A 20673-nucleotide genomic window follows, 5' to 3' on the forward strand; every position below is an offset into this window, starting at 1 on the left:
CGGTACGGCGGATAATAGTGCTCTAGCCGGTACGGCGTAACAGATAGAGTCCCAGGGCGGCACACAGCAGGGTTGGCGCCAGCACCGCCCAGGCTGGCGAGAAGCCGTACACCATGGAAGCCGGCGCCAGCAGGTCCTGCAGGTACTTGAATACCAGGCCGGTGACCACACCGTAGAAGACCCGGGTGCCGGCAGCGACGGTGCGCAGCGGCCCAAACACGAAGGAGGCCGCCACCAGCACCAGGGAGGCCATGGTCAGTGGCATCAAGACCTTCTGCCAGAAGTAGAGCAGCGGCTGGGTGGCCTGCAGGCCCTGCTGCTGCAGGTAGCGGGCATAGGCCCACAGTTCGCTGGGCGCCTGGCTGTTGATCGGGCGCAGCAGGCGGCCGAGCTGCTCCGGGGTCAGCCCGGTCTCCCAGGCCTGCTCCTCGTGGTGCTCGACCTCGGTGTGCGATTCCCCAAAGCGCGTCGTGGCCACCGACTCGAGCACCCAGGCGCCGTCGCGCCATACGGCGCGCTCGGCCACCGTGGCCTCACGCAGGCTGCGCTCCTCGAAGCGGTAGCGGGTCAGGTCGAGCACGGTGTCGTCGGCGCGAATGGCCCCGAAGCGGTAGACGCTGTCGCCCTCCCGCTGCCAGCCGCCGCGCTGGGTGACCACCGCCCCCTCGCCCTGCAGCTGCTCCAGCCGCCAGGCGCTGGCGAACTGCTCGGTGCGCGGGCTGACGTACTCGGCGGTGAGCAGCACCACGACCACCACCAGGATCACCGGTTTCATCACGCTCCACAGGATGCGCGTCAGCGAACGGCCGGCGGCGCGCATCACCGTCAGCTCGTTGCTCGAGGCCATGCTGCCCAGGCCGATCAGCGCCCCGATCAGCACCCCCACCGGCGCATACTGGTAGAAGCGCCAGGGCAGGCGCAACAGCAGATAGAGCAGCACCTGGAAGGCGCCGTAATCGCCTTCGATATCGTCCAGGTCATTGATATAGGAGATCACCAGGTCGAGCCCCAGCAGCACCACCTGGACCACGATGATCGCGCCCAGCACGTTGCGGGCGATATAGCGGTCGAGACGATCCAGGCCCATCAGCGCATCCCCTTGCGCTGGGCATGCACCATCATCCCCAGCCCCAGAGCCAGGAAGACGGCATGAATCGGCCACATGCCGATCGCCGCCGGTAGCGCCCCGCGGCCGATGGCGTCCAGGGCCGCCAGCAGCAGGCTGAGATAGCAGACGTGCAGGAAGACCGCCGGCAGCAGCTTGGCAAAGCGCCCCTGGCGCGGGTTGACCCGGGAGAGCGGCATCGCCAGCAGCGTCAGCACGAACACCATCAGCGGCAGCGACAGCCGCCACTGCAGCTGGGCCTGAGCCTCACTGGTGTCATCGGCGAACAGCTCGGCGGTGGTGGCATACTCAGTGCCGTCGAGCTCGCGCATGTCGTCGACCTGGGAGAGGCGCACCGCATAGGTGGCGAACTCCAGGCGCTCGGCCTCGAAGCGACCCGGGTCGACGCTGTAGCGCTCGCCCTCGGCCAGCACCAGAAAGCGGCTGCCGGTCTCTTCGTCCACGGTCTGATAGCCGCTGGCGGCACGGGTCACCGCGCTCTCCGGCGTGCCGTCGCGGCGCCGCTGTCGCTCGCTGATGAACACCTCCAGCATGCGCGTGCGGTCGTCGTTGAAAGCCTCGGTGTAGGCGGTGCGGCCGCCGCCGAAGTCCTGGAAGCGCCCCGGGGCCAGGGCGGTGAAGTCCAGCCGGCTGCGCTGCTCCTCCAGCATCACCGCGTTGTGCAGCGCCCCGGCGGGGGTCAGCCACAGGCTGCACAGTCCCACCAGCAGCGCCACCAGGGTGGCGGGCACCAGGCTCACCTGCAGCAGCTTGGCCGGGCTGGTGCCGCAGGCCACCAGCACGGTGATCTCGCTGTTGAGGTAGAGCTGGCCGTAGGCCAGCAGGATGCCGAGGAAGAACGCCAGCGGCAGGATCAGCTCGAGAAAGCCCGGCAGGTGGAACAGCATCAGGGTGCCGAGGATGCTGGCCGGGATGTCCCCCTCGGCGGCATCGGTAAAGTAGCGGATGAAGCGACTGCCCATGATCACCAGCAGCAGGACCCCGGCGACGGCGGCCATGGTCAGCAGGATCTCGCGGGTCAGGTAGCGGAAAATGATCATGCAGCTCTTTTATGCAATGGGGCCATGCCTTGGGTACACTGAGGCGATTCGGCGCGGCCTGCGGGCGTGCCGGCATTATCCAGAATCCCTCAACGCTTGTAACCCCAAAGCTTGTCTTGTGGAGTCACCATGGAATTCCCAGTTCAGACGGCCAACCCCGCCAAGATCGAAACGGCCTGCTTCGTGGTCCCGGTGTTCAAGGACGGCGACCTGCTGCCCGCCGCCGCCAAACTCGATGATGCCAGTGAGCGGCTGATCGGCCAGCTGATCGAGCGCGGCGATTTCGATGCCAAGCTGGGCAATGTGCAGCTGATTCCCTTCGCCCCTGGCCTCGGCGCCGACCGCCTGCTGCTGGTCGGCCTGGGCGAGCGGGACAAGTGCCAGGAAGGCGCCTTCCGTAAAGCCGTGGACGCCGCCTTCACCGCCCTGGCCGGGCTGTCGGTGGACGACGTTGCGGTGGCCTTCACCGACGTCCCGCTGACCGACCGCCACTGCGACTGGAAAGCGCGCATGGTGGCCGAGGCGGCCCATCGCGCCGTCTACCGTTTCAACGAGTTCAAGTCCAAGCCGGCCCCGACGCCTCGGCTGGCGCGCACCACCCTGCTGGTCAGCGAGGGCGGCAACGCCGAGGCGGCCCGGGAAGGCGCCCGGATCGGTGACGCCGTCGGCCAGGGCGTGAGCCTGACCCGCACCCTGGGCAACCTGCCCGGCAATGTCTGCACGCCCCGCTACCTGGCCGAGCAGGCCGAGCGGCTGGGCCGCGATTCGGGCGGCGCGCTGGCCGTGGAGATCCTCGACGAGGAGGCTCTGGAGCGCCTGGGCGCCCATAGCCTGCTCTCGGTGGGTCGCGGCAGCGAGGAGCCCTCGCGCCTGATCGTGATGAAGTACCAGGGCGCCGAAAGCGCCGACGACGCGCCCCACGTGCTGGTCGGCAAGGGCATCACCTTCGACACCGGCGGCATCTCGCTCAAGCCCGGCGAGGCCATGGACGAGATGAAGTTCGACATGTGCGGCGCGGCCAGCGTCTTCGGCACCGTCCAGTCGATCCTCGCTCTGAGGCCCAAGCTCAACCTGGTGTTCATCGTCGCCGCCGCCGAGAACATGCCCGACGGCCGCGCCACCAAGCCCGGCGATATCATCAAGACCCTCAAGGGGCTGTCGGTGGAGGTGCTCAATACCGACGCCGAGGGTCGCCTGGTGCTGTGCGACGCCCTGACCTATGCCGAGCGCTTCAAGCCCGCCAGCGTAGTGGATATCGCCACCCTCACCGGCGCCGCCATCATCGCCCTGGGCCACCATGCCACCGGGCTGCTCTCCAACGATGACGACCTGGCCCTGGACCTGCTCGACGCCGGCCAGACCGCCTGGGACCGCGCCTGGCACCTGCCGCTGTGGGACGAGTACCAGGAGCAGCTCGACTCCAACTTCGCCGACCTGGCCAATATCGGCGGCCGCCCGGCGGGCACCATCACCGCGGCCTGTTTCCTCTCGCGGTTCGCCGAGCAGTTCCCCTGGGCGCACCTGGACATCGCCGGCACCGCCTGGTCCTCCGGCAAGCAGAAGGGTGCCAGCGGCCGCCCGGTGGGGCTGCTGACCCAGTACCTGCTGGATCGCGAGTCGGAGGTCAAGAGCCTGGAAAACAGCCGCGAGCTGTGATGACCCAAGTCGACTTCTATATCCTGCCGGACACCACCCTGGAGGCGCGTCTCGGCTTTGCCTGCCGGCTGGCCGAGACCATCGCCCGCAAGGGCTTCCGGCTGCACCTGCACGCCGAGGACGAGGCCATGGCCGCCGACCTCGACGAGCGGCTGTGGATCTTTCGCCCCGACGCCTACCTGCCCCACGCCCTGGCCGGCAGCGAGATGGCCCGCGAAGTGCCGGTGGTGATCGGCTGGCAGGGCCCGCCGGACCCCGCCGAGGAGCACCCCCAGGCGCTGCTCAACCTGCACCCGGAGATACCCGAGTGGTTCTCGCGCTTCGAACGGGTCGCCGAGATCATCAACCAGCACCAGGAGGTGCTGGTGGCCAAGCGCGCCTGCTGGCAGACCTACAAGCAGCGCGGCTATCCGGTAAAGGCGCATCAGCTGCGTAGCTGAGTCCGCCAAGACGAGGGGCGCCGGGGGCAGGCCGAAGAGGAGGTCATTCGCCATGGGTGAGGAGCACTGCTCCGAACGGGCTGGCCATGGATGGCCAGCACCGGCCCTGCAAGCGAAGCAGGATGCGAGAGCGAAGCAGGGCGAATGTAGCGCCCAGGGATGGGCTCACAGCGCCTCCTCGCAGGCCTCCCGCCGGATCAGCCCCGGGGCAACGACTCTGAGACCGGGCCAGCTACGACCACCAGGCTGACGCCAAGTGCCCCGTCGCGCTATAATCGAGCCCATTTTTCGCACGCTTAGACGACTTCCTGCCGCCCGGCGCCACCAACCGGCGGCGACCATTTCTGGACCCGGAACGCCCCATGGACAAGACCTACCAACCCGAGAAGATCGAATCCCGCTGGTACGAGCGCTGGGAGGCCGACGGCCGCTTCGCCCCCTCGGGCGAGGGCGAGCCCTACTCCATCATGATCCCGCCGCCCAACGTCACCGGCAGCCTGCACATGGGCCATGCGTTCCAGGACACCATCATGGACACCCTGATCCGCTGGCGGCGCATGCAGGGGCGCAACACCCTGTGGCAGGTGGGCACCGACCACGCCGGCATCGCCACCCAGATGCTGGTGGAGCGCAAGGTCGCCGCCGAGGAAGGCAAGACGCGCCACGACCTGGGGCGCGACGCCTTCATCGACAAGGTGTGGGAGTGGAAGCACGAGTCCGGCGGGCATATCACCCGCCAGCTGCGCCGCATGGGCGCCAGCGTCGACTGGAGCCGCGAACGCTTCACCATGGACGACGGCTTCTACAAGGCGGTGCAGGAGACCTTCGTACGCCTCTATGAAGAGGACTTGATCTACCGCGGCAAGCGGCTGGTCAACTGGGACCCGACCCTGCACACCGCCATCTCCGATCTCGAGGTGGAGAACCGCGACCAGCAGGGCCAGTTCTGGCACTTCCGCTATCCGCTGGCCGACGGCGTCACCACCGACGACGGCAAGGATTATCTGGTCGTGGCCACCACCCGCCCCGAGACGATGCTGGGCGACACCGGCGTGGCGGTAAACCCCGAGGATCCCCGCTACGCGTCGCTGGTGGGCAAGTTCGTCGAGCTGCCCCTGGTCGGCCGGCGCATCCCCATCGTCGCCGACGAACACGCCGACATGGAGAAGGGCTCGGGCTGCGTGAAGATCACCCCGGCCCACGACTTCAACGACTACGAGGTGGGTCGCCGCCAGGGGCTGCCGCTGATCAACGTCTTCACCCAGGATGCCGCTATCCTCGCCCAGGCCGAGGCCTTCGACATCCAGGGCCGACCGCTGCCCGAGATCGACCCCAGCCTGCCCGAAGCCTACGCCGAGCTGGATCGCTTCGAGGCGCGCAAGCGGATCGTTGCCGACATGGAGGCGGCTGGCCTGCTCGAGCAGATCGAGACGGTCAACAACACCCTGCCCTATGGCGACCGCTCCGGCGACGTCATCGAACCGCTGCTCACCGACCAGTGGTTCGTGGCGGTGGAGACGCTGGCCAAGCCCGCCATCGAGGCGGTGGAGAAGGGCGATATCCAGTTCGTGCCCAAGAACTACGAGAACATGTACTTCGCCTGGATGCGCGACCTCCAGGACTGGTGCATCTCCCGCCAGCTGTGGTGGGGCCACCGCATCCCCGCCTGGTACGACGCCGAGGGCAACGTCTATGTGGCCCGCACCGAGGCCGAGGCCCGGGAGAAGCACGGCCTGGCCGCCGAGGTGGCGCTAACCCAGGACGAGGACGTGCTCGACACCTGGTTCAGCTCGGGCCTGTGGACCTTCGGCACCCTGGGCTGGCCGGAGAAGACCCCGGAGCTTGAGACCTTCCACCCCTCCAGCGTGCTGGTCACCGGCTTCGACATCATCTTCTTCTGGGTCGCGCGGATGATCATGCTGACCCTGAAGTTCACCGGCGAGGTGCCCTTCAAGCAGGTCTATGTCCACGGCCTGGTGCGCGACGGCCAGGGCCAGAAGATGTCCAAGTCCAAGGGCAACGTGCTCGACCCCATCGACCTGATCGACGGCATCGACCTCGAGAGCCTGGTCGAGAAGCGCACCGGCAGCCTGATGCAGCCCCAGAAGGCCAAGGCGATCGCCAAGGCGACCCGCAGCGAGTTCCCCGAGGGCGTCGAGCCCCACGGCACCGACGCCCTGCGCTTCACCTTCCTCTCCCAGGCCACCACCGGGCGCGACATCAAGTTCGACATGGGCCGCCTGGACGGCTACCGCAATTTCTGCAACAAGCTGTGGAACGCCTCGCGCTACGTGCTGATGAACGCCGAGGGCGAGGATTGCGGAGCAGCCGGTGGCGATGTCGAGCTGTCGCTGGCCGACCGCTGGATCGTCTCGCGGCTGCAGCAGACCGAGGCCCAGGTCACCCGCGCCATGGAGGAGTTCCGCTTCGACCACGCCTCCCAGGCGCTCTACGAGTTCATCTGGAACGAGTACTGCGACTGGTACCTGGAGCTCTCCAAGCCGGTGCTGTGGGATGACGAGGCCTCGGCGGCTGCCAAGCGCGGCACCCGGCGCACCCTGGTGCGGGTGCTGGAGGCGATCCTGCGCCTGGCCCACCCGATGATGCCCTATATCTCCGAGGAGATCTGGCAGCGCGTGGCGCCCCTGGCCGGCAAGGCGACAGGCGACGGCTCCGAGTCGATCATGAACCAGCCGTGGCCCAGCGCCGAGCTGGACAAGATCGACGAGGCCGCCGAACGCGATATCGAGTGGCTCAAGGGGGTGATCGTGGCGGTGCGCAACATCCGCGCCGAGATGAACATCGCCCCGGGCAAGCCGCTCGACGTGCTGCTGACCAAGGGCTCGGCCGAGGACCAGGCGCGCCTCACGGCCAATCACCGCTTCCTGGCCAAGCTGGCCAAGCTGGAGAGCGTCGCCTGGCTCGACGACCCGAGCGAGGCGCCGCTCTCGGCCACTCAGTTGGTCGGCGAGATGGAGGTGCTGGTGCCCATGGCCGACCTGATCGACAAGGAGGCCGAACTCGCCCGCCTGGCCAAGGAGATCGACAAGCAGGACAAGCTGATCGGCGGCATCGAGAAGAAGCTCGGCAACGAGAGCTTCGTCGCCAAGGCCCCTGAGGCGGTGGTGGAAAAGGAGCGCGGCAAGCTCAAGGAGTTCCAGACCACGCGCAACCTGCTGGCCGAGCAGCGCGACAAGATCGCCGCGCTCTGATTTAGCGGCCCGAAACCGCCGCGCTCTGATTTAGCGGCCCGAAACCGCCGCGCGTTGATTTAGCGGCCCGCAACCGCCGCCGGCACACTCGGAGAGGAAGCGAATGCCTCGGGAAGACAGCACCGTGGCCAGCCAGAGCCAAAGCTTGACCCTCGAGGCGATCCGGCCGCTGTTTCCGCTGCTCGAACGCAACAGCGCCGGGGCGATTCTGGTGGACGAGGCAAGCCGCCTCACCTGGATCAACGACAGCTACTGCCGGCTGCTGGGCATCGACGACCCGGCCAAGGCGCTCGGCCGGCCGGTCGGCGAGGTGATTCCCCATACCCGCATGCCGGAGGTGGTGCGCAGCGGCCGCCCCATCCTGCTCGACATCATGGAGTACGGGGCGCATCAGCTGGTGGTCGCGCGGCTGCCGCTGCACGACCGCGAGACCGGCGCCATCTCCGGCGCGGTGGCCTTCATCGTCTTCGACGACCTGGAGGCGCTGACGCCGCTGATGGGCAAGTACCGCCGCCTGCAGCACGACCTGGCCGTGGCGCGTCGCGCCCTGGCGAGCCGCGGCGCCCGCTACGCCCTGGGCGACTTCATCGGTGCCAGCCCCGCGGTGCTGGAGGTCAAGCGCCGCGCCCGCCTGGCGGCGGCCCGCGCCACGCCGGTGCTGCTGCTGGGCGAGACCGGCACCGGCAAGGAGGTGCTGGCCCAGGCCATCCACGGCGACTCGCCCCGCTGCGAGCGACCCTTCGTGGCGGTCAATGTGGCGGCGGTGCCCGAGACCCTGCTGGAGGCGGAGTTCTTCGGCGTCGCCCCCGGCGCCTATACCGGTGCCGACCGCCGGGCCCGCCAGGGCAAGTTCCAGCTGGCCGACGGCGGCACCCTCTTTCTCGACGAGATCGGCGACATGCCGCTGGCCCTGCAGGCCAAGCTGCTGCGCGCCCTGCAGGAGGGCGAGGTGGAGCCGCTGGGCTCCAACGAGGTCAAGGCGGTGGACGTCCGCCTGATCGCCGCCACCAGCCGCGACCTCGAAGCCATGGTCGCCGAGGGCAGCTTCCGCTCCGACCTCTACTACCGGCTCAACGTGCTGCGCATTCGCGTGCCGCCGCTGCGCGAGCGCCTGGCGGACCTGGGCATCCTCTGCGAGGCGATTCTCGGCAGGCTGGCGGCGGAGAGCGGCGAGCCGCGCGCCGAGATCACCGCCGAGGCGGTGGCGCTGCTGCACCGCCACCACTGGCCGGGCAACATCCGCGAGCTGCGCAACACCCTGGAGCAGACCCTGGCACTCCACGAGGCGTGCAGCGTGATCGACGTGCCGGCGCTGCTCGCCACCTTGCCGACACCGCCCGACGCCCCACCGGAAGCGAGACCCGCCCCCGCTCCGGTGCGTCCGCTGGCCGAGGTGGTGGCCGAGGCCGAGCGCACCGCCCTGCACAATGCCCTGGACGCCTGTGACGGCAACAAGTCCCGCGCCGCGCGCCTGCTCGGCATTCCCCGCTCGGTGCTGTATACCAAGCTGTCGAGACTGTCCGATACCACGGACACATGACCGGAATCACAGACACATTTACCTTAAACAAAAGTCGAATATTGTCTGCCGATCCGGACAACCTGCCCAAACGCCTCCCTGACGATCTTAGTTAAGCCGTTGTTTTATCGGCGCTTTCAAAAGCTGGCACGAAGCCTGCAATGAGACAGGGCCAGGCGCCACACCGCGTGGCGCAGATACGCCAACAACAACTGCTCAAGGAGCCGTCATGTCGTTCACGACCTCTTTCGCCAGCCTGCTTCGCCCCCTCACCCTCGGCGTCGCCGGCGCCTCCCTGCTGCTGGGTGCCGCCGGCGCCAGCTCGGCCGAGGCCCAGGAGCGCGTGCGCTGGCAGGTGCCCATCGCCTTTCCCTCCCACCTGGTGGGGCTCAGCACCCCGGTACGCTACCTCAGCGAGTCGCTGGACCAGGTCTCCGGCGGCAATATCAACCTGCGCTACTACGAGCCGGGCGAGCTGATCCCCCCCTTCGAGATTCTCGACGCCGTCTCCGAAGGCCGCTATCCGGCCGGCTTCACCTGGGTCGGCTACGATCAGGGCAGCATTCCCGCCCTGCCGCTGTTCGCCGGCGCGCCCTTCGGCATGGAGCCGCCCGCCTACCTGGCCTGGCACTATTTCGGCGGCGGTGCCGAGCTGCTCGAGGAGATCTACGAGCCGTACAACGTCAAGCCGCTGCTGTGCAGCATGATCGGCCCCGAGGCCGCCGGCTGGTTTGCCGAGCCGCTGGAGGACCTGGAGCAGATCGACGGGCTGCGTATCCGCTTCGCCGGCATCGGCGGGCGCGTCATGGAGCGCCTGGGCGCCTCGGTGACCATGATCCCCGGCGGCGAGCTCTACCAGGCCATGGAGCGCGGCACCATCGACGCCATGGAGTTCTCGGCGCCGGCGGTGGACCGCATCCTCGGCATGCAGGAGATCGTTCAGAACTACGTGCTGCCGGGCTGGCACCAGACCTTCACCACCGCCCACCTGCTGATCAACCAGGAGAGCTGGGACGCACTGGAGCCCCAGACCCGTGCCACCATCGACATGGGCTGCCGCGCCGCAACCCTGTACGGCTACTCCGAAAGCGAGATGGAGAACCCCAAGGCCCTGCGTGACTTCGAGGAGGAAGGCGTCAACGCCCAGGTGCTGTCCGACGAAATTCTCGGAGAGCTGCGCCGCGTGACCAACGAGGTCCAGGCCGAGATCGCCGCCGAGGACGAGATGTTCGGTCGCGTCCTGGAGAGTCAGCAGGCGTTCATGAAGGTCCACGGCAACTGGCACGTCAAGGGCCACCTGCCGCGTTCCTACTATGCGCCGGAAGAGATCGGCCAGGAGTGATTCGCGCACTCCCTGCCTGAAGGCCGGCCGCCTCCCGGAGGCGGCCGGCTTCATTGCCCTTTCCGTATCCCGTACCGACGCCACGGAGCCACCCCATGAGCGTGCACGATTCCGCCTCCGGCGCCCCGGCGCCGGAAGGGCACTCCGCGCCTGAGCTGCCCACCAACCGCCTCAGCTACCGGCTCGACAGCGCCATCCTGATGGTCGGCCGCGCTGTCTCCTGGCTATGGCTTGCCACCCTGGCGGTGGTGATGACCAACGTGATCAACCGTTTCATTCTCGGCCGCGGCTCGATTGCCGTGGAAGAGCTTTCCTGGCACCTGTTCGGCGCCACCATGATCCTCACCCTGGCCTACGCCGTGGTCAGCGACGACCACGTGCGCGTCGATGTGATCCGCGAGAAGTTCTCGCTGCGGACCCAGGCCTGGATCGAACTGCTGGGCATCGTCCTGCTGGCGCTGCCGATCCTCTACCTGATGGTGGAGCAGCTGTATCAGTACGGCTACCGCTCCTTCGAGCGAGGGGAGCGCTCCCAGGCGCCCAGTGGCCTGCCCTATCGCTTCATCATCAAGACCCTGATTCCCATTGGCCTGACCCTGGTGGCCATCGCACTGGCCTCGCGCGCCCTGCGCTGCTCCACCCTGCTGTTCGGCTTTCCGCGGCGCCTGGCGCGCACCACGCCCCGCCAGTAGCGCCCCGGCCGGCACCTCGCCCCCGGGCCTTGCTTCGCTAACGCATCGAGATTGACTATGGGACTGGAACAACTCCTCGTGCTGGCCATGTTCGCCAGCTTCATGAGCCTGCTGCTGCTGGGCTTCCCCGTCGCCTGGTCGCTGGCCGGCGTGGGCTTCGTCTTCGCCGTGATCGGCCACCTGCTGGTGGAGGTCTTCGCCGCCGACCTGTGGTTCTCCTGGGGCGGCACCATCGGCGTGCTGGACCGGCGCATCTACGGCATCGTCTCCAACGAGCTGATGGTGGCGCTGCCGCTGTTCATCTTCATGGGCATCATGCTCGACCGCTCGGGAATCGCCGAGCGGCTGATGAACTCCCTGGTTCGCGTGCTGGGCGGACTGCGCGGCGGCTATGCGGTGACGGTGGTGATCGTCGGCGTGCTGCTGGCCGCCTCCACCGGCATCGTCGGCGCCTCGGTGGTGCTGCTCGGCATGCTGTCGCTGGGGCCGATGATGCGCGCCCAGTACGACAAGTCGCTGGCGGTGGGCACCGCCTGCTCGGTGGGCACCCTGGGGATCCTGGTGCCGCCCAGCATCATGCTGGTGCTGATGGCCGACCGCATGGGCACCTCGGATGCCTCGGTGGGCCGGCTGTTCATGGCCGCGCTGGTGCCCGGCGTCATGCTGGGGCTGATGTATATCGCCTATATCCTGATCGCCGCCTACATCAAGAAAGACCTGGCCCCGGCCCCCAAGGACCGCGAGCCACTGGACGCCCGCGCCTTCCTGCAGGTGTTCCTGGCGGTGCTGCCGCCGCTGGGGCTGATCCTGGCGGTGCTGGGCTCGATCTTCACCGGCTTTGCCACCACCACCGAGGCCTCGGCGGTGGGCGCCCTGGGCGCCATGCTGCTGGCGCTGGCCAACCGCCGGCTGACGCTGCTCAAGGTGCGCGACGCGCTCTACCAGACCAGCCGCACCACCGCCTTCATCTTCGCCATCTTCATCGGCGCCACGGTGTTCGCCGCGGTGCTGCGCGGCCTGGGCGGCGACGACGTGGTGCGCCTGGCCCTCACCGGCCTGCCCTTCAGCGAGACCGGCATCGTGCTGACGATCCTGGCGGTGGTGTTCCTGCTGGGCTTCTTCCTCGACTGGGTGGAGATCACCCTGATCATCCTGCCGCTGGTGGCCCCGGTGGTGATGAGCCTGGGCGTGGACCCGCTGTGGTTCGCCATTCTCTTCGCCATCTGCCTGCAGACCTCCTTCCTGACCCCGCCGGTGGGTTTTGCGCTGTTCTACATCAAGGGCGTCTGCCCGCCGGGGATCACCACCCGCGACATCTACCGCGGGGTCACTCCCTTCGTGGCCATCCAACTGCTGGGCCTACTGCTGGTGTTCGCCTTCTCGCCGCTGGCGACCTGGCTGCCGGGCGAAGTCTACGGCGGCCGATGAACGCCCCTCCCAACGACAGGAGATACCCGTATGCGCATGACTGACAAGACCGCCCTGATCACCGGCGCCGCCGGCGGCATCGGCCGCGCCGTGGCCGAACGCTACGCCCGGGAAGGCGCCCGGGTGGCCATCGCCGACCTCGATCTCGCGGCGGCCGAAGGGACCGCCGCGGCCATCCGCGAGGCGGGCGGCGAGGCCCTGGCGCTGGCCATGGACGTGACCGACGAGACGGCGGTGAACGCCGGGGTCGAGGCCGTGGTGGCCCGCTGGGGTCGCCTGGACGTGGCGCTGGCCAACGCCGGCATCCAGCATATCGAGCCGCTGCATACGCTGAGCTTTGCCGACTGGCGCAAGGTCACTGCCGTACACCTGGACGGCGCCTTCCTGGTCACCAGCGCCGCCCTGCGCCAGATGTACCAGCAGCCGGAAGGCGGCTGCCTGCTGTACATGGGGTCGGTGCACAGCAAGCTGGCCTCGCCGCTCAAGGCCCCCTATGTGGCGGCCAAGCACGCCCTGCTGGGGCTGTGCCGCACGGTAGCCAAGGAGGGCGCAGCCCACCGGGTGCGCAGCAATGTGATCTGCCCGGGCTTCGTGCGCACCCCCCTGGTGGACCGGCAGATCCCCGAGCAGGCCCAGGCCCTGGGCATCTCCGAAGAGGCCGTGGTACGCGACGTGATGCTCAAGGACACCGTGGACCAGGAGTTCACCACCCTGGACGACATCGCCGAGGTCGCCCTGCACCTGGCGGCCTTTCCCACGGCGGCGCTGACCGGTCAGTCGATTGTCGCCAGCCACGGCTGGTACATGCAGTAGGGCAGCGGGAGGCGGCTCGTGGCAGGAAGTTTGGGAACACTGTTCTGCTATGGCGGTTTGGCCTAGAATGGCGTCACCATTCATCGACTCGCTCTGCCACGATGCCTCACACCGAACCGACCTTCTCACCGGGCCGCATCCTGCTCTTCAACCTGCTGGGGGCGGCCCTGATCCTGACCTGGATCTCGCCCGGCCTGCTGTTCTGGACCCGGTTGGACGATGCGATATTCTTCGCCACCAACGCCTGGTTGACGGAAGAGAACCGTGCCTGGGTGTGGCTGGTGGCCGCCACCAACGCCCGGCTCTTCGACGTAGTCAGCTTCTTCATCCTGCTGGCGATCTACCTGTGGGCGATCGGCCGCGACCCGAACCCGCACCACCGCATGCTGCGCTGGGGCGGCACCGGCATCACCATGCTGCTCAGCGCGGTGTTCATCGCCCAGGGCGTGCGCCTGGTGGTGCCCTACACCCACCCCAGCCCCACCCTGGTCTATGAGGACGTCAACCTGGTCACCCAGATGGTCGACTTCTCCACCAAGGACAGCTCCGGGTCGAGCTTTCCGGGCGACCACGGCGTCAACCTGATCCTGTTCACCGCCTTCATGTGGCGCTTCGCCGGCCTCAAGGTGATGCTGGTCAGCGCGGTAACTGCGGTGGTGCTCAGCGCCCCGCGGATACTCAGCGGCGCTCACTGGTTCAGCGACGTCTACTTCGCCGCGCTGGTCATCAACCTGATCGTCGCCCCCTGGATCCTGCTCACGCCGCTGGGCCCGGGACTCTCGCGGGCCATCACCGCAGGGCTGGTCAAGGTGCAGGCGCTGCTGCCAGGACGATCGAAAGCGGACAACTCATAGGCCTGATCACGAGGGGCGCCGGGGACAGGTCGAAGGGGAGGTCCTTTCCCAGGGAAGGGAAATCTCAATCGGCGCGACGAAAGCCCCCCAACACCCGCTGATCCGGCCCGAAGAACACCAGCCGGTCGTGATCGATCAGGTAACGGTAGGCAGTCTCCAGCATGCCGGTGACGCGAGCCGCGTCCTCCGCCTGGGGACAGGCGCGACGGGTGGTGGCCAGCTGTGAGAACTCGATGCGCTGGCTCTCGCCCAGGCGCACCCGGCCATTCATCTGGTTGCAGCCGTCGCTGCCCGTCACCCGGCCGTCCGGCGAGATCGTGAAGTGCGCAGGCTGGGGCATCGAGAGACGCTCGTCGGTGCCCACCAGCAGCAGGTTCCAGCGCTGCCCGACTACCGGGCCCTCGAGGTCGCCGCTCAGGGCGTCGCGGTCACGGGAGGTGTCCGTCGGCTGGCTGCCACAGGCCGCCAGGGTAACGGCCGCCACTGCCAGCAGCAGCGAGCGGCCCAGGGTCGTGTTGTTCATGGGTCGAGATATCGTCCTTGTGGAAAAGCCGTTCCGGCGGCGGGTAGTGGGTGCTTGTTCACCAAGTACCGGTATTGTCCATGGATACCCAGGGCTCCTTCGGCGGCAGCGCCTCGCCCTTCTGCAGCAGCTCCACGGAAATGCCGTCGGGACTGCGCACAAAGGCCATGTGGCCGTCGCGGGGCGGACGGTTGATGGTCACGCCGTTCTCCTGGAGGTGCGCGCAGAGCGCATAGATATCATCGACGCGATAGGCCAGATGACCGAAGTTGCGCCCGCCGGTGTACTCCTCCGGGTCCCAGTTGTAGGTGAGCTCGAGCTCCGGCGCCTTGAGCTCTGCCGAGCGCGCCTCGTCCTCTGGTGCGGCCAGGAAGACCAGCGTGAAACGTCCCTTCTCGCTCTCCTTGCGCCGCACCTCCTTGAGGCCCAGCAGGTCGCAGTAGAAGTGCAGCGAGGCATCCAGGTCGCTCACGCGCACCATGGTGTGCAGGTACTGCATGGTCGACTCCTTTCTTAGGTCAAGGCTATCTGAGCTGAACATGATGAGGGGCGCCGGGGACAGGTCGTAGCGGAGGTCTTTTGCCAGGGATGGCAAAAGTAGCGCCCAGGGAAGGGTTCACAGCGCCTCCGTGCAGACCTGTCGACGGATCAGCCCCGTTACTCGGCTTAGTTCAGTGAGTGTACTCGCTGAAGACCGCTGGGGTGCGGTCATCATGCTGCCAGGTCAGCACCTGATAGTCATCGTAGCGCCCAGTCTCCATGCCCGGCGAGCCGTGGGGCATGCCCGGCACCGTGAGGCCGACCACATCGGGGCGCTCCTCCAGCAAGCGGCGGATATCCGCGGCGGGCACATGGCCCTCGATCACATAGCCCTCCACCAGGGCGGTATGGCAGGACGCCAGCTCCGGGGTAACGCCGTGCTCGATCTTCACCGAGCGCACGTCGCGGGTCTTGTGCAGCTCGACCTCGAAGCCTTCCGCCTCGAGATGTTCGGCCCAGGCCCCGCAGCAGCCGCAGTTGGGGTCCTGGTACATGGTCACCAGAGGAGCGGCCCAGGCGGCGCTGGAAAACAGCGCCAGCAGGGTGCCAGCCAGCATCGGGCGCAGTCTCCGGGCTTTCCCTGAACCGCGGTTTACCGATATCGTCTTCATGATCGAGGCTCCTGCAGAGTATCAACCGCAATGGTTATCCGAATCCTGACAAGCCCACGGCGGCTTGCCAATAGCCACGACGGACAAGAGGCCAGAAATGGCGCATTACTGTGACCTGGCACCGGGTCATCCGTTTCACGGCCCCTATCACGACGAGGAGTACGGCTTCCCAGTGGCCGATGACGCGGCGCTGTTCGAGCGCCTGGCGCTGGAGATCAACCAGGCCGGGCTCTCCTGGCTGACCGTGCTCAAGAAGCGGGCCGCCTTTCAGCGCGCCTTCGAGGGCTTTGCCATCGACCGGGTGGCCGCCTACGGCGAGGCCGAGCGGGCCCGCCTGCTGGGCGACGCCGCGATCATCCGCAACCGCCTCAAGGTCGCGGCGGTGATCCACAACGCCGGGGTGATCCAGGCCCTGCAGCGGGAGCGCGGCAGCTTCAAGGCGTGGCTGGATCATCACCATCCCCTCGACCACGGTGACTGGGTGCGGCTGTTCAAGCGCACCTTCCGCTTCACCGGCCCCGAGATCGTCGGCGAGTTTCTGATGAGCACCGGCTATCTGCCCGGCGCCCATCACGACGACTGCCCGGTGCAGGCGCGCATTGTCGCGGCAGGCCCGGCCTGGCTTCGCTCCCGGGCAGCCGCCTCACTCCCGAATGGAGCCTAACCGATGGATCCGGTGACGCATGGTGTCCTGGGCGGGGCGATCGGCGGCACGCTGCTAGGTCGTCGCCTGGGCCACAAGGCGGTGCTGCTCGGTGCGCTCCTGGCCATGTCGCCCGACCTCGACGTCGTACTCGACTACGGCGACGCCGTGGCCAATGTCACCGAGCACCGCGGTTTCTCGCACTCGCTGTTCGTGCTGACCGGACTCGGCACCCTGTTCGCCCTGCTCGCCCGGCGCTTCGCACCCGCCCGGGACATCCCGCTGGGCCACTGGTGGGTGTTCTTCGTGCTGTGCCTGGTGACCCATCCGCTGCTGGACGCCCTGACCACCTACGGCACCCAGCTATGGTGGCCGCTGGACGTGCGGCCCAGCGCCTACCCCATCGTGTTCATCATCGACCCGCTCTACACCCTGCCGCTGCTGGTGGGGGTCGGCGTGGCGCTGGTCACCGGCAACGGCCGTCGCGGCCCGGCCTGGGGGCTGGCGCTCTCCTGCGCCTACCTGGTTTTCGCCTTCGGCGCCAAGCAGCTGGTGGAGCAGCGTCTCGAACCGCTGCTGGCCGAACACGGCCTGCAGGACGCCCCGCGAGTGGTGCAGCCCACGCCCTTCAATACGCTGCTGTGGCGGGCCACGGTGATGGACGGCAATCTCCATCACGAGGCGCTGATCGGGATCTTCGACGGCGCCACGCCGCCACGGCTGGAGACCTATACCCGCGGCGCGGCGCTGGAACCGGCGGCGCTGGCCACCGAGCCGGGTCAGCGGCTGGTCTGGTTCGCCGGCCCCTTCCTGCGCTACGAGGCGGTGGAGATCGACGGCCGCGAAACCCTCACCGCCACCGACCTGCGCCTGGGCTTTCCCGGCTTTCACCCCTTCGTCTTTACCCTGGCCACCCGGGAGGCCGGCGAGTGGCAGCCGCTGGCGGTCACCGAGCAGTTGGACAGCCCCTACCGGGCCGACGAGGAGCGCCTCACGGCGCTGCCTCGCCTGATCCAGCGCATCCGCAGCCCCGAGCCGATGCTGTGCACCAGCGAGTTCGTGGACGACCGCTGGGTCGTGGAGGTGCCCGAACCCTGCTGAGGCTCGGGCGGGCGCGCCTCAGAGGCGCTCGACCAGGCCATCGATGGCCTGCTTGGCCTCGGTCATGGCGACGTCTTTGTGCCCCATGGCCAGGCCCTCGGCGTAGACCACCTGAACGTCGGTGATGCCGATCAGCCCCAGCATCGCCTTGAGGTGCGGGGTCTGGCTGTCGAGCTCGGTGCCGGCATACTGGCCGCCGCGGGCCGCCAGGATAATCGCCCGCTTGCCTTCGAGCAGCCCCTGTGGACCCTTCTCGGTGTAGCGGAAGGTCTCGCCGGCACGCAGTACCCGGTCGAACCAGGCCTTGAGCTGGGAGGGAATCCCCAGGTTGTAGAGCGGCACCGCCAGCACCAGCAGATCGTGAGCCCGGAGCTCCTCGAGCAGCCTATCCGAACGGGCCGCCAGCTCACGCTGCTCCGCGGTGCGCTCATCGACCGCCAGCTGCCAGCTGGAAAGCTCGGCGGCCTCGAGATGGGGCAGCGCCTCGGCCACCAGGTCGCGCTCGGTGACGCGAACGTCATCGCGCCCGGCGGCGCGCTGCTTGAAGTGCTCGGCCAGGGCGATGGACTGGCCCTGCTGGCCGAGAATGGAAGAGGTCAGAACGAGAGCATGGGTGGTCATGGCGATCTCCTTGATAGGCGATGAATCATGGAGACCATTCTTGCGTGCATTTAATGCAACGAAAAGCGGATAAAAACGCGCGAATCATTCTATAAATTCGAAACATTCTATCAGCTCAAACAAAGCTAGGCCCCGCCGTTTCCGACGGGGCCTAGCGAGTCAGCTGGCAGGCGCCGCGGCCGCGGCGCCGGCGATCAGCTGAAGTTCTGGGCGACGAAGTCCCAGTTGATCAGGTTCCACACGCTCTCCAGGTACTTCGGACGGGCGTTGCGGTAGTCGATGTAGTAGGCGTGCTCCCAAACGTCGATGGTCAGCAGCGGGGTCTGGCCATGGGCGATGGGGGTATCGGCGTTGCTGGTGTTGACGATGTCCACGCCGCCGTCGTCGGTCTTGATCAGCCAGGTCCAGCCAGAGCCGAAGTTGGCCACGGCGTTGGCATTGAAGGTCTCCTTGAACTTGTCGAAGGAGCCGAACTTGGCGGTGATTGCCTCGGCCAGGGCACCGCTCGGCTCGCCGCCGCCGTTGGGCGACAGGCAGTGCCAGTAGAAGGTGTGGTTCCACACCTGCGCCGCCTGGTTGAAGAGGCCGCCGGAGGAGGACTTGATGATCTCCTCGAGGGACTTGTTGGCGTTCTCGGTGCCGTCGACCAACTCGTTGAGCTTGGTGACATAGGCCTGGTGGTGCTTGCCGTAGTGGTACTCGAGGGTCTCGGCGGAGATGTGCGGCTCCAGGGCGTTCTTCTCGTAGGGCAGTGCGGGCAATTCAAATGCCATGGTATGGCTCCTTGCTTCTCACGGTGGGAATCGGGGCGATCCCTGCCGGGCTATCCGGCTTGCCTGATGGCCGCCCCGTCGGTATTTTCAATGCAGCGCAATTTTCAAAGTGATCACTAGGTTAATTCTAACAGGCGCCATGTCAAGCGACCCTAATGAAAAACCCGCCACCGCCGGCGAGCGGCTGCTGCACTTGCTCAAGACCCGCGGCCCCCACTCCGCTGCCGCCCTGGGCGAGATGCTGGGCACCAGCGGCGAGAATGCCCGCCAGCAGCTCGGCAAGCTGGCCCGCCAGGGGCTGGTGGCTCACCGGCCGCGCCCGGGCGGGGTCGGGCGGCCGGTGACCGAGTGGCGGCTCACCGAGGCGGGTCACCAACGCTTTCCCGATACCCACGCCGAGCTGGCGGCACGGCTGATCGTCAGCGTACGCGATACCCTGGGAGAGCAGGCGCTGGAACGGCTGGTGGACGCCCGCGAGGCGGAGACCCTGGCGCTCTACCGCCGCGAACTGGCCGCGTGCACCTCGCTGCCGGCGCGTGTCGCCCGGCTGGCGGAGCTGCGCGCCCGGGAGGGCTACATGGCCGAGTGGCGCTTCGACGACGACGGCAGCCTGCTGCTGATCGAGAACCACTGCCCGATCTGCAGCGCGGCCCACGCCTGCCCGGCGCTATGCCAGTCGGAGCTGCAGGTGTTCCGCGCCGTGCTCGGCGACGAGGTCAGCGTCGAGCGCTTCGACCATGTGCTGGCCGGCGCCCGGCGCTGCGCCTACAAGATCATCAGCAATAGCGGAGGAAGCGCCGACTGAATCGGCGAGCAAGATGAAGCGCAAGGCGCCCGGAGCACAGGAACCGGAGCATATGGGGTATATGTGAGGATTCCGACGGTCCGACGCTTCGGCACCGCGTAACGCAGCGATTCGCTTGCGCAGCCATTCAGCGGTGTTTTCTAAGGGGCGATGCCCTGACCACAGCCCCTATAGCGCTTCCCATCGATGCTCAGCGTGACCCGCGCCGGGAAGGGCTTGCCGCTCATGTCGTCGAAGCAGGCCCGCGCCTCCAGGCGCAGCTCGAAGGGCTGGTCCGCCAGGCCGCTGGCCAGGGTCACCCGCCCCTCGGCGTTATCCAGCTCGGTGACCCGGTAGGGAAGCGTCAGCTCCCGAGTGCCGTAGTCCAGCAGCAGGCTCACCTCGGGCACGTCGTGGGCCAGGTTGGCCACCCAGCCCGGCTCGTTGCCCCGGGCATGGAACATCACCCCGGGCCGGTCCTGGCGAATCAGCGCCTTGCGGGTCGCATCGCGGGTGCAGTCGAGCCGGCCGTTGGCGCTTTCCACCAGCGCTTCATCGCCCTTGGACCAGAAGCTGATGTCGCCGTGCTGAAAGCGGGCGCCGCTGGCGACCACGGCGGGCTGCAGGCGATAGGCGCCGTGGGCCGACCACAGCCGAAGCTCGTCGTTGGTGTGTACCGAGACCAGGTCCTGGGCCGGCATGCAGCGCCAGGCCTGGAACTCGCGGGCGCCGCCGGCGAACAGCAGCGAGGGCAGCAGCGGCGCGGTCGGCGCCACCGTCTCCTCCGCCGCGTCGGGCTCACTGGCCGGGGCGGGCGCGACATCGCTGACCTCGGGCCTTGGCCCCTCGCCGGGGGCGGCACAGCCGGCCAGGGCCAGCAGGGCGACCAGCGCCAGGGCGGGACTCAGGGGAGATGAGAGGGTGGCAGTTGCGGGTAGGCGGGGCATCGGCGTGG

20 protein-coding genes are annotated in these 20673 nt (G+C 67.9%); 12 read left to right on the top strand and 8 right to left on the bottom strand.

Features of this window, described 5'->3' with window-relative positions; genetic code table 11:
- Positions 1 to 22: 22 nt before the first annotated feature.
- Both lptG and lptF read right to left on the bottom strand, forming a co-directional pair.
- Complete coding sequence (gene lptG, locus HOP52_RS12630) at positions 23 to 1087, bottom strand: LPS export ABC transporter permease LptG (RefSeq protein WP_238977745.1); 1065 nt, start codon at positions 1085 to 1087, stop codon at positions 23 to 25.
- On the bottom strand, positions 1087 to 2166 hold the full coding sequence (gene lptF / locus HOP52_RS12635) for an LPS export ABC transporter permease LptF (protein WP_238977746.1): 1080 nt from the start codon (positions 2164 to 2166) through the stop codon (positions 1087 to 1089). Before lptF ends, lptG begins: the two co-directional genes overlap by 1 nt.
- 129 nt (positions 2167 to 2295) lie before the next feature.
- Between lptF and HOP52_RS12640 the strand changes: the two genes are divergently transcribed.
- The 9 genes from HOP52_RS12640 (at position 2296) to HOP52_RS12680 (ending at position 14122) form a co-directional block, all read left to right on the top strand.
- A complete protein-coding gene (locus tag HOP52_RS12640) occupies positions 2296 to 3822 on the top strand; it encodes a leucyl aminopeptidase (RefSeq protein ID WP_238977747.1) in 1527 nt (508 codons plus the stop codon).
- On the top strand, positions 3822 to 4262 hold the full coding sequence (locus HOP52_RS12645; RefSeq protein WP_238977748.1) for a DNA polymerase III subunit chi: 441 nt from the start codon (positions 3822 to 3824) through the stop codon (positions 4260 to 4262). The genes HOP52_RS12640 and HOP52_RS12645 overlap by 1 nt, the downstream gene beginning before the upstream one ends.
- Positions 4263 to 4624: 362 nt before the next feature.
- Positions 4625 to 7474 carry a valine--tRNA ligase gene (locus HOP52_RS12650; protein ID WP_238977749.1) on the top strand — a complete coding sequence of 950 codons (2850 nt, stop codon included), beginning with the start codon at positions 4625 to 4627 and terminating at the stop codon, positions 7472 to 7474.
- 103 nt (positions 7475 to 7577) lie between these two features.
- Positions 7578 to 9014, top strand: a complete 1437-nt coding sequence (locus HOP52_RS12655) for a sigma-54 interaction domain-containing protein (protein WP_238977750.1) — start codon at positions 7578 to 7580, stop codon at positions 9012 to 9014.
- A 208-nt stretch (positions 9015 to 9222) separates the two neighbouring features.
- Positions 9223 to 10335 (top strand): TRAP transporter substrate-binding protein, encoded by a 1113-nt coding sequence (locus tag HOP52_RS12660; protein WP_238977751.1) that lies wholly within the window; start codon positions 9223 to 9225, stop codon positions 10333 to 10335.
- A gap of 95 nt (positions 10336 to 10430) precedes the next feature.
- Complete coding sequence (locus HOP52_RS12665) at positions 10431 to 11027, top strand: TRAP transporter small permease subunit (RefSeq protein WP_238977752.1); 597 nt, start codon at positions 10431 to 10433, stop codon at positions 11025 to 11027.
- A gap of 57 nt (positions 11028 to 11084) precedes the next feature.
- The gene (locus tag HOP52_RS12670; protein WP_238977753.1) at positions 11085 to 12455 is read left to right on the top strand and encodes a TRAP transporter large permease; all 1371 of its coding nucleotides are present in this window, start codon (positions 11085 to 11087) and stop codon (positions 12453 to 12455) included.
- A 36-nt stretch (positions 12456 to 12491) separates the two neighbouring features.
- Positions 12492 to 13268 (top strand): 3-hydroxybutyrate dehydrogenase, encoded by a 777-nt coding sequence (locus HOP52_RS12675; protein WP_238977754.1) that lies wholly within the window; start codon positions 12492 to 12494, stop codon positions 13266 to 13268.
- 101 nt (positions 13269 to 13369) lie between these two features.
- Complete coding sequence (locus HOP52_RS12680) at positions 13370 to 14122, top strand: phosphatase PAP2 family protein (RefSeq protein WP_238977755.1); 753 nt, start codon at positions 13370 to 13372, stop codon at positions 14120 to 14122.
- Positions 14123 to 14186: 64 nt separating this feature from the next.
- On the opposite strand, the gene HOP52_RS12685 is transcribed toward HOP52_RS12680, so the two are convergent.
- The 3 genes from HOP52_RS12685 to HOP52_RS12695 all read right to left on the bottom strand — a co-directional run bounded on the left by HOP52_RS12685 (position 14187) and on the right by HOP52_RS12695 (position 15742).
- The gene (locus tag HOP52_RS12685; RefSeq protein ID WP_238977756.1) at positions 14187 to 14645 is read right to left on the bottom strand and encodes an META domain-containing protein; all 459 of its coding nucleotides are present in this window, start codon (positions 14643 to 14645) and stop codon (positions 14187 to 14189) included.
- A gap of 58 nt (positions 14646 to 14703) precedes the next feature.
- The gene (locus HOP52_RS12690) at positions 14704 to 15144 is read right to left on the bottom strand and encodes a VOC family protein (RefSeq protein ID WP_238977757.1); all 441 of its coding nucleotides are present in this window, start codon (positions 15142 to 15144) and stop codon (positions 14704 to 14706) included.
- 172 nt (positions 15145 to 15316) lie between these two features.
- Positions 15317 to 15742 carry a DUF411 domain-containing protein gene (locus HOP52_RS12695; RefSeq protein ID WP_238977758.1) on the bottom strand — a complete coding sequence of 142 codons (426 nt, stop codon included), beginning with the start codon at positions 15740 to 15742 and terminating at the stop codon, positions 15317 to 15319.
- 151 nt (positions 15743 to 15893) lie between these two features.
- Between HOP52_RS12695 and HOP52_RS12700 the strand changes: the two genes are divergently transcribed.
- Positions 15894 to 16460 carry a DNA-3-methyladenine glycosylase I gene (locus HOP52_RS12700; RefSeq protein ID WP_238977759.1) on the top strand — a complete coding sequence of 189 codons (567 nt, stop codon included), beginning with the start codon at positions 15894 to 15896 and terminating at the stop codon, positions 16458 to 16460.
- A 3-nt stretch (positions 16461 to 16463) separates the two neighbouring features.
- On the top strand, positions 16464 to 17540 hold the full coding sequence (locus tag HOP52_RS12705) for a metal-dependent hydrolase (protein WP_238977760.1): 1077 nt from the start codon (positions 16464 to 16466) through the stop codon (positions 17538 to 17540).
- Between the two features lie 18 nt (positions 17541 to 17558).
- Here HOP52_RS12705 and HOP52_RS12710 read toward each other — a convergent pair whose 3' ends face one another.
- Together HOP52_RS12710 and HOP52_RS12715 are read right to left on the bottom strand one after the other, a co-directional pair.
- The gene (locus HOP52_RS12710; RefSeq protein WP_238977761.1) at positions 17559 to 18161 is read right to left on the bottom strand and encodes an FMN-dependent NADH-azoreductase; all 603 of its coding nucleotides are present in this window, start codon (positions 18159 to 18161) and stop codon (positions 17559 to 17561) included.
- Positions 18162 to 18355: 194 nt separating this feature from the next.
- The gene (locus HOP52_RS12715; protein ID WP_238977762.1) at positions 18356 to 18934 is read right to left on the bottom strand and encodes a superoxide dismutase; all 579 of its coding nucleotides are present in this window, start codon (positions 18932 to 18934) and stop codon (positions 18356 to 18358) included.
- Between the two features lie 139 nt (positions 18935 to 19073).
- Between HOP52_RS12715 and HOP52_RS12720 the strand changes: the two genes are divergently transcribed.
- Positions 19074 to 19739 carry a helix-turn-helix transcriptional regulator gene (locus tag HOP52_RS12720; protein WP_238977763.1) on the top strand — a complete coding sequence of 222 codons (666 nt, stop codon included), beginning with the start codon at positions 19074 to 19076 and terminating at the stop codon, positions 19737 to 19739.
- A gap of 140 nt (positions 19740 to 19879) precedes the next feature.
- Here HOP52_RS12720 and HOP52_RS12725 read toward each other — a convergent pair whose 3' ends face one another.
- A complete protein-coding gene (locus HOP52_RS12725; RefSeq protein ID WP_238977764.1) occupies positions 19880 to 20665 on the bottom strand; it encodes an MliC family protein in 786 nt (261 codons plus the stop codon).
- Between the last annotated feature and the right edge of the window lie 8 nt (positions 20666 to 20673).

Origin of the sequence: Billgrantia campisalis (assembly GCF_022341425.1) — a bacterium.
Taxonomy (GTDB): Bacteria; Pseudomonadota; Gammaproteobacteria; order Pseudomonadales; family Halomonadaceae; genus Halomonas; species Halomonas campisalis.

Excerpts from the sequence above, each read along its gene's own strand:
- lptG (WP_238977745.1), bottom strand. The coding sequence starts at position 1,087 with ATGGGCCTGGATCGTCTCGACCGCTATATCGCCCGCAACGTGCTGGGC.
- lptF (WP_238977746.1), bottom strand. The coding sequence starts at position 2,166 with ATGATCATTTTCCGCTACCTGACCCGCGAGATCCTGCTGACCATGGCC.
- HOP52_RS12640 (WP_238977747.1), top strand. The coding sequence starts at position 2,296 with ATGGAATTCCCAGTTCAGACGGCCAACCCCGCCAAGATCGAAACGGCC.
- HOP52_RS12645 (WP_238977748.1), top strand. The coding sequence starts at position 3,822 with ATGACCCAAGTCGACTTCTATATCCTGCCGGACACCACCCTGGAGGCG.
- HOP52_RS12650 (WP_238977749.1), top strand. The coding sequence starts at position 4,625 with ATGGACAAGACCTACCAACCCGAGAAGATCGAATCCCGCTGGTACGAG.
- HOP52_RS12655 (WP_238977750.1), top strand. The coding sequence starts at position 7,578 with ATGCCTCGGGAAGACAGCACCGTGGCCAGCCAGAGCCAAAGCTTGACC.
- HOP52_RS12660 (WP_238977751.1), top strand. The coding sequence starts at position 9,223 with ATGTCGTTCACGACCTCTTTCGCCAGCCTGCTTCGCCCCCTCACCCTC.
- HOP52_RS12665 (WP_238977752.1), top strand. The coding sequence starts at position 10,431 with ATGAGCGTGCACGATTCCGCCTCCGGCGCCCCGGCGCCGGAAGGGCAC.
- HOP52_RS12670 (WP_238977753.1), top strand. The coding sequence starts at position 11,085 with ATGGGACTGGAACAACTCCTCGTGCTGGCCATGTTCGCCAGCTTCATG.
- HOP52_RS12675 (WP_238977754.1), top strand. The coding sequence starts at position 12,492 with ATGACTGACAAGACCGCCCTGATCACCGGCGCCGCCGGCGGCATCGGC.
- HOP52_RS12680 (WP_238977755.1), top strand. The coding sequence starts at position 13,370 with ATGCCTCACACCGAACCGACCTTCTCACCGGGCCGCATCCTGCTCTTC.
- HOP52_RS12685 (WP_238977756.1), bottom strand. The coding sequence starts at position 14,645 with ATGAACAACACGACCCTGGGCCGCTCGCTGCTGCTGGCAGTGGCGGCC.
- HOP52_RS12690 (WP_238977757.1), bottom strand. The coding sequence starts at position 15,144 with ATGCAGTACCTGCACACCATGGTGCGCGTGAGCGACCTGGATGCCTCG.
- HOP52_RS12695 (WP_238977758.1), bottom strand. The coding sequence starts at position 15,742 with ATGCTGGCTGGCACCCTGCTGGCGCTGTTTTCCAGCGCCGCCTGGGCC.
- HOP52_RS12700 (WP_238977759.1), top strand. The coding sequence starts at position 15,894 with ATGGCGCATTACTGTGACCTGGCACCGGGTCATCCGTTTCACGGCCCC.
- HOP52_RS12705 (WP_238977760.1), top strand. The coding sequence starts at position 16,464 with ATGGATCCGGTGACGCATGGTGTCCTGGGCGGGGCGATCGGCGGCACG.
- HOP52_RS12710 (WP_238977761.1), bottom strand. The coding sequence starts at position 18,161 with ATGACCACCCATGCTCTCGTTCTGACCTCTTCCATTCTCGGCCAGCAG.
- HOP52_RS12715 (WP_238977762.1), bottom strand. The coding sequence starts at position 18,934 with ATGGCATTTGAATTGCCCGCACTGCCCTACGAGAAGAACGCCCTGGAG.
- HOP52_RS12720 (WP_238977763.1), top strand. The coding sequence starts at position 19,074 with ATGTCAAGCGACCCTAATGAAAAACCCGCCACCGCCGGCGAGCGGCTG.
- HOP52_RS12725 (WP_238977764.1), bottom strand. The coding sequence starts at position 20,665 with ATGCCCCGCCTACCCGCAACTGCCACCCTCTCATCTCCCCTGAGTCCC.